Here is a 6,904-nt window from a genome sequence, read left to right on the forward strand (position 1 = left end):
CGACTGGGGCGGCGGCGGGGCGCAGCCGCAGGGTGCCGCTGGCCGGGGAGTCCAGATCGCCCCGCCGCTCGGCGCCGCTCGGCGGGCGCTGGCCCACGATGCGGGGGGCGGCCTCCTGCTGCCCGTGCCGCTCGTGCCAGGCCGCGAAGTCCAGGTCGCCGAGCAGCTCGGCGCGCCGCTTCAGCTCGCCGCCCAGGGCCTGGGCGAACTCCCGCATCCGGACCGGGTCGGACGCCACGAGATGCGTGAAGACGTGCGGCAGCTCCGTGCAGGGGAGCAGCCCTTCGCCGCGCTCGCCGTGCTCACCACCGGAACCGTCGACGAGGAGGATGCCGAGCCGGTCGGGCCGGGCGGCGGAGGCGAGCGAGGCGGCGACGGCCCGGAGCAGCTCGGTGCGACCGCTGCCCGGGGGGCCCTCGATCAGCAGGTGCGGGCCCTCGTCGGCGAGATCGACGCCGAGGGGGCCGCGCGGGCCCGCGCCGAGCACGAGGACGGGGCGGCCGATGTGGACGGCGGCCGGGGCCGTGGCACTGCCGGGACCGGGGCCGGACGGCGCGGGGGTGGCGTCGCCCCGCTCCCAGGCGTCGGCCCCTGCTCCGGTGCCGGCCCCTTGAGCCGGGCCGGAGCGCTGGGCGCCCAGGTAGGGCGTGCGGCCGGAGTCGTGGGTGTCCAGGGGCGGGTACGGGGTGCGGCCGGAGTCGCGGCTGTCGAGCGGCGGATACGGGGTGCGGTCCGGGTCCGGAGCGCCCGCGGCCGGATACGGCGTGCGGCCGGAGTCGTGATGGGGGGACGAGGCCGCGGTGCGCTGGGGGCCGACGCGCGGGCCGGCGCTGAGGGTGCGCCCGGAGTTGGCGCTGTCCAGCTCGGAGCGTGACGGGGGAGCTGCGGCGCGGGGTGCCGAAGCGCCCGGCTGGGCCTCCGCCGTGGACGCCCAGCGGGCCATCAGCGAGGCCGGAGTGGCGCGGGCCAGGCCCAGCTCGTCCAGCAGCCGGGCGGACGGCGGCAGCGCGGCGGTCGTCGGGCGGCCCGCCAGCGCGGCCGAGCCCTCCTCGCGCAGCGGTGCGAGCGCCCGCGCGAACCGCTCGGCCCAGGCCACCGACACCGCGTCCACGGCGGCGACGGTCCCGTGCCCCGCGGCCTGCCCGCCCGCCGTGCGCAGCAGGCGCAGGGCCGTGGCGACATCGCCGCTCAGCATGGCGACCGCCCCGCACTCCCGGAAGGCGATGGAGCTCCGGCAGGCGGCCTCGTAGGTCGCGGCCACCGGCGAGGTGGGGGAGGCGGCCGGGGTCTCGGCCAGACAGATCAGGTGGATCCCGGCCGCCGCGCCGGCCCCGGCCAGCCGTGCCGTGGTCTCGCGCAGGAACGCCGTGCCGGGGTCGCCGTCCAGGACGACCACGGTGTGCGGACCCTTGTGGTCGCGGGCGGCCCCGGCCACCGCGGCCCGGTCCAGATGCGGCCAGCCGGGACCGAGGGGGCCCTCGTCGAGGCGGCGCACCAGCTCGGCCGTACGGGCTTCCGCCTGCTCACGCTCGTACGCGAGGAGCAGCCGGCAGTCCTGCCCGTGCGTCGGGCGCAGGTGCGGCAGCCAGCCCAGCCAGGACCACTCGCGCCGGCGTTCCTCCGGCGTGCGGGAGCGGTCCGTGGAGATGAGGACGATCTCCAGGTCGAACGGGGAGTGCAGCGCGGCGAGCTGCGCCACCGTGGCGCGGCCCCCCCCCGCCAGCCGGGCGCGCGGACCGGCGAGCCCCAGCGAACCGGCCTCCCGCAGCCCCACGGTCACCGGCACGCCGGGCACCTCGGCCCGGTCGGTCGTGCCGAGCCGCACCACCAGCGCCTCGGGGTGCTCCGGGTGGCGCTCCCAGAGCCGGGGCCCCGGGCCGAGCGCGGTCAGCAGCACGGCCGCCGGATCGGGCCAGGTGCCCTCGGGGGCGGAGGGCAGCGCGGAGAAGGGGGAGCCGGGGGAGGCCGGGGAAGCGAGATGCCCGGCCCCCGACGGTCCACCGGACGGATCGGGGAAGCCGCCCGGGACGCGCGACGAGCCCGCCGCGGAGCCGTGTGTGCCGGAGCCGTACCCGCCGGATCCGTATCCCTCGGAGTCGGAGTCGGAGCCGGAGCCGGAGCCGGAGCCGTACGTACCGGTTCCGTGCGCCCCGGAGTCGTCCGCCCCTGTCCCGTACGACCCTGTTCCGTAGGCCTCGGAGCCGTGCGCCGACGACCCGTACGCCGACGATCCGTGCGCCTCGGAGCCGTACGCCGCCCGGGAGCCCGGAGCGTCCGGGGTGCGGGCAGCTCCGTACGCGTCGCTCCGCCCCCCGGTCCCGGTCTCCCGGCCCGCCGTCTGCTCGCTCTTCGCGCCGCCTTTGAGCCGCCTCGCCCAGGCCCCTATGCCGCGTCGGGGCGCCGGGGCCTCGGTGAACTCCTCGCCGCGGGCGGGGGCGCCGTCTTGCGCGTACGTGCCGGGCCCGGCGGCCTTGGCAGGCTCCGCCCAGGAGGCCGCGTCGGGGGACGCCCCCGAGGCCCCGTACGCCCCCGGGCCCTCGTACGCCCCCGAGCCCTCGTACGCACCGGAGGACCCGGAAGAGGCGGCGGAGCCGGAGGCCGGGAACGGCGGGGCGGGAGAAGCGGCGGCAGGGGAGGAGGCGAACGGCGAGGCCGGTGTGCCGTACGCGGGGCCGGGGCCGGGGGTGAGCGCGGCGAAGGGCGCACCGGTGCCCTGGCCCGGGGCGGTGGACCCCGTCTCGGCGCGGGTCACCCGTAGGTGTCCCTCGCCGTCCGGGGCGGTCGGCAGCGTCGCCGCGCGGCAGCCCGACGTGAGGCGGAGGGCGGACTCGCCGAGCCGCAGCAGCGCGCCGGGGGCGAGGCGGACCGGCCGCTCGTGCACCTCCACGCCGTCCAGCGAGGTGCCGTTCGTCGAGCCGAGGTCGGCGACCGAGACCCGGCCGTCGTCGGAGACCGTCACCGCGCAGTGCAGCCGGGAGACGTCCGGGTCGTCGAGCGGGACGTCCGCGTCGGCGGAGCGGCCGATCCGGATCTGCCCGCCGTGCAGCAGATGGACGCCGCCCGCATCGGGCCCCGCCACCACGTGGAGCTGGGCCGGAACGGCGTCGTCCGTCGGCTCGTCGTCGCCGGGGACCTGGAGCGAGAGGACCGCGCCGTCCACCAGGGGCGGCTCGCCCAGTGCGATGCGGTGCCCGTCCAGCCGCTCCCGCCCGGCGAAGAGCACGACCGCCCCGCCGCCCTGGGAGCTCTCGGGCCCCGACACGGCGGCGGCCAGCTGGGAGGCGACGGCGGCCAGCGCCGTCCCGGCGGGGGCGGTGACGAGCACGTCGCAGGTGCGCGCCGGGGTCTGGCCGCTGCGCGGCGCGAGGACGGTCAGCCGGATCTGCATCGCCGTCAGCGGTCCCTTCTGCGCGGGGGTGCCCGGCAGGGGAAACGCCCTGTGATTCCCCCCACCCGGCACGGACACGTCGTCCGTACAGGTCGTCACGGACCGTGGGACTCCGAGCCCGCGGGTCCGTGCTGGAGGCATCCTCGCACCTGCCACTGACAACACGCCCGGCGGTCACCTTTAAATGATCTTGAATGGACGGCTGTGGGCGAAAAAGTGCCTGCTTGCGTCCGGATCCCGCCGCTCGGAGAGGTTTCCGGGGGAGTTGCCTGCCGGAAGTCGGGCAGGAGTCCGTGCAGGCGATCGAACGGTCGGCCGACTCCCGGGAGGCCGTACGGCAACCATCGGCCCGGTCCACGCGTCTTCCCCCGAAACGTGAGCCCCCGGTGCCCCGTTCGGCGGCATTACAGTGGGCCGGAACATTCGGGCGGGCCGGGCGGTACGACACCCCCTGGGGTCCGCAAGCACCACGATCAGCAGGGAGCGCATGACGTGCGGCCTGTAGGCAGCAAGTACCTCCTGGAGGAGCCGCTCGGGCGCGGCGCCACGGGCACCGTCTGGCGAGCCCGCCAGCGGGAGACCGCGGGCGCCGAGGCAGCCGTAGCGGGTCAGCCCGGCGAGACCGTGGCCATCAAGGTCCTCAAGGAGGAGCTGGCCAACGACGCCGATGTGGTGATGCGGTTCCTGCGGGAGCGCTCCGTCCTGCTGCGGCTCACGCACCCGAACATCGTGCGCACCCGCGACCTGGTCGTCGAGGGCGATCTCCTCGCCCTGGTGATGGACCTGATCGACGGCCCCGACCTGCACCGCTACCTGCGCGCCAACGGCCCGCTCACCCCGGTCGCCGCCGCCCTGCTCACCGCGCAGATCGCGGACGCGCTCGCCGCCAGCCACGCCGACGGCGTCGTCCACCGCGACCTCAAGCCGGCCAACGTGCTGCTCGACGAGCGCGACGGCGGCATGACCCCGATGCTCACCGACTTCGGCATCGCGCGCCTGGCCGACTCCCCGGGGCTGACCCGGACCCACGAGTTCGTCGGCACGCCCGCCTACGTCGCGCCGGAGTCCGCCGAGGGCCGCCCGCAGACCTCCGCCGTCGACATCTACGGCGCGGGCATCCTGCTGTACGAGCTGGTCACCGGCCGTCCGCCGTTCGCCGGGGGCACCGCCCTCGAAGTCCTGCACCGGCACCTCAGCGAGGAGCCCCGCCGGCCCTCCACCGTGCCCGCGCCGCTGTGGACGGTCATAGAGCGCTGCCTGAGCAAGGACCCGGACCGGCGGCCCAGCGCCGAGAACCTGGCCCGCGGTCTGCGCACGGTCGCCTCGGGCATCGGCGTCCACGCGAACTCCGCCCAGATCGCCGCCGCCGAAGGGGTGGGCGCCCTGCTCGCCCCCGACCCGGCGCCCACGGCCGTCCCGGAGACCCCCGGCGCGGCCGACCCCACCCAGGTGCTGCCGAGCAACGCGGGCTCCTACGACCCGGGCGCCGCCACCAACGTGCTCCCGCAGACCGGCCCCGGGGGACAGGGCCAGGGCCCCGGCGGCGGCCACGCCGACCCGACCGCCGTCATGCCGCCCGTGCCGCAGCGCCCCGACGGGCCCCCGCAGCCGGACGGACCGCACCCCTGGCAGTCGCAGCTCCAGGCGGCCCGCGACCGCAACGAGCAGACCCAGGTGCAGTACCTGGACCCGAGCCAGGACCCGCTGCGCCGCCGCCCCCAGCGCCAGCAGCCGCCGCAGCAGCATCAGCAACAGCAACAGCAACCCCAGCGCCGCCAGCCGCCCCCGCAGCATCAGCAGTACCAGCAGCAACATCAGCCGCAGCGCTACCAGCAGCCGCAGCAGCCCCAGCGGCAGCAGTACGCGCCCCCGCAGCCGCAGCAGCCCCAGCAGCCGGCCGCGCGTCCGCCGCGCGAGCCACGCCCGCCGCGGCAGCGCAGCGCCAACCCGATGCGGATCCCCGGGCTCGGCTGCCTCAAGGGCTGTCTGTTCACCGTGGTGCTCCTGATCGTCGCCGGCTGGCTGATCTGGGAGCTGACCCCGCTCCAGGACTGGGTCGCCCAGGGCAAGGGCTACTGGGAAGCGATCGGCGACGCCATCGGCACGGTCACCGACTGGGTCTCCAAGGTCGGCAACAGCGCCGAAGGCTCGGACGGCGCCTGACCCGCCCTGGCCCGACTCATGACGGCTCGACTTGCCCGTAACACTGTCCCTTTGTCGACTTCTCCGGGCCCATTCGGCCCGGAGAAGTGAAGCTCGGTGCCATCCTGGGCACGTGACACCCCGAACGCCGCGTAACTTTGTCGACCGGGGGTCCACCGCCAGCCGCTGAGGGAGCAGTCTTGGCACGGAATATCGGCAGCCGGTACACGGCCCACCAGATCCTGGGGCGCGGCAGCGCCGGCACGGTATGGCTCGGCGAAGGGCCCGAGGGCCCGGTCGCCATCAAGCTGCTCCGTGAGGACCTCGCGTCCGACCAGGAGCTCGTGGGCCGCTTCGTACAGGAGCGCACCGCCCTGCTCGGACTCGACCACCCGCACGTGGTCGCCGTCCGGGACCTCGTGGTGGACGGCAACGACCTGGCCCTGGTCATGACCCTCGTACGCGGCACCGACCTGCGCACCCGCCTGGACCGCGAGCGCCGCCTCGCCCCCGAGGCCGCCGTCGCGATCATCGCGGACGTCGCCGACGGCCTGGCCGCCGCGCACAAGGCCCAGATCGTCCACCGGGACGTCAAGCCGGAGAACATCCTGCTCGACATGGAGGGCCCGCTCGGCCCCGGCGGCGGCCACCCCGCCCTGCTCACCGACTTCGGCGTCGCCAAGCTGATCGACACCCCGCGCCGCACCAAGGCCACGAAGATCATCGGTACGCCGGACTACCTGGCCCCCGAGATCGTCGAGGGCCTCCCGCCCCGGGCCGCCGTCGACATCTACGCCCTGGCCACGGTCCTCTACGAGCTGCTCGCCGGCTTCACGCCCTTCGGCGGCGGCCACCCCGGCGCGGTTCTGCGCCGCCACGTCACCGAGACCGTCGTCCCGCTCCCCGGCATCCCCGAGGAGCTCTGGCAGCTCCTCGTCCAGTGCCTGGCCAAGGCCCCCGCCTCCCGGCTGCGCGCCTCGGAGCTGGCCGTACGGCTGCGCGATCTGCTGCCCCTGCTGGCGGGGATACCGCCGCTGGAGGTGGACGAGCCGGGCCCGGAGGAGAGCGAGCAGCAGCCCGCGTACGACGAGCAGCAGTACACCCCGGCCGCCGAGGAGGCCCGCCGCCGCGCCGAGGTCCCGCTGGTGCCCGGCTCCGCCCCCGACTCCAACCGGGACACCCACACGAGCATGCGCGTCCCGGCCCCGGACGAGCTGGCGGGCGGCCCCCTCGGCACGGCCCGCGCGCCCCGCGCCCCGGGCAGGCCCCGGCCCGGCTCCGCCCGCAACAAGGCCGCCGCCGTCCGCAAGCGCCGCCTCACCCTCGGCGCCGCCGCCGTCGCCCTCTGCGCCGCCGTCGCGGTCGGGGGCTGGC

Annotated in this window: 3 protein-coding genes; 2 read left to right on the forward strand and 1 reads right to left on the reverse strand. The window is 76.6% G+C overall.

Annotated elements, in window-relative coordinates; genetic code table 11:
• The coding region (locus JS521_RS32150; protein WP_205086434.1) for an FHA domain-containing protein at positions 1-3,388 on the reverse strand (3,388 nt) is incomplete at its 3' end.
• A gap of 492 nt (positions 3,389-3,880) precedes the next feature.
• Between JS521_RS32150 and JS521_RS32155 the strand changes: the two genes are divergently transcribed.
• Together JS521_RS32155 and JS521_RS32160 are read left to right on the forward strand one after the other, a co-directional pair.
• On the forward strand, positions 3,881-5,551 hold the full coding sequence (locus tag JS521_RS32155) for a serine/threonine-protein kinase (RefSeq protein ID WP_205086435.1): 1,671 nt from the start codon (positions 3,881-3,883) through the stop codon (positions 5,549-5,551).
• 179 nt (positions 5,552-5,730) lie between these two features.
• Positions 5,731-6,904 (forward strand): serine/threonine-protein kinase (locus JS521_RS32160; RefSeq protein WP_205086436.1); only part of this gene is annotated, 1,174 nt, incomplete at its 3' end.

Source organism: Streptomyces durocortorensis, assembly GCF_016901035.1.
GTDB lineage: Bacteria > Actinomycetota > Actinomycetes > Streptomycetales > Streptomycetaceae > Streptomyces > Streptomyces durocortorensis.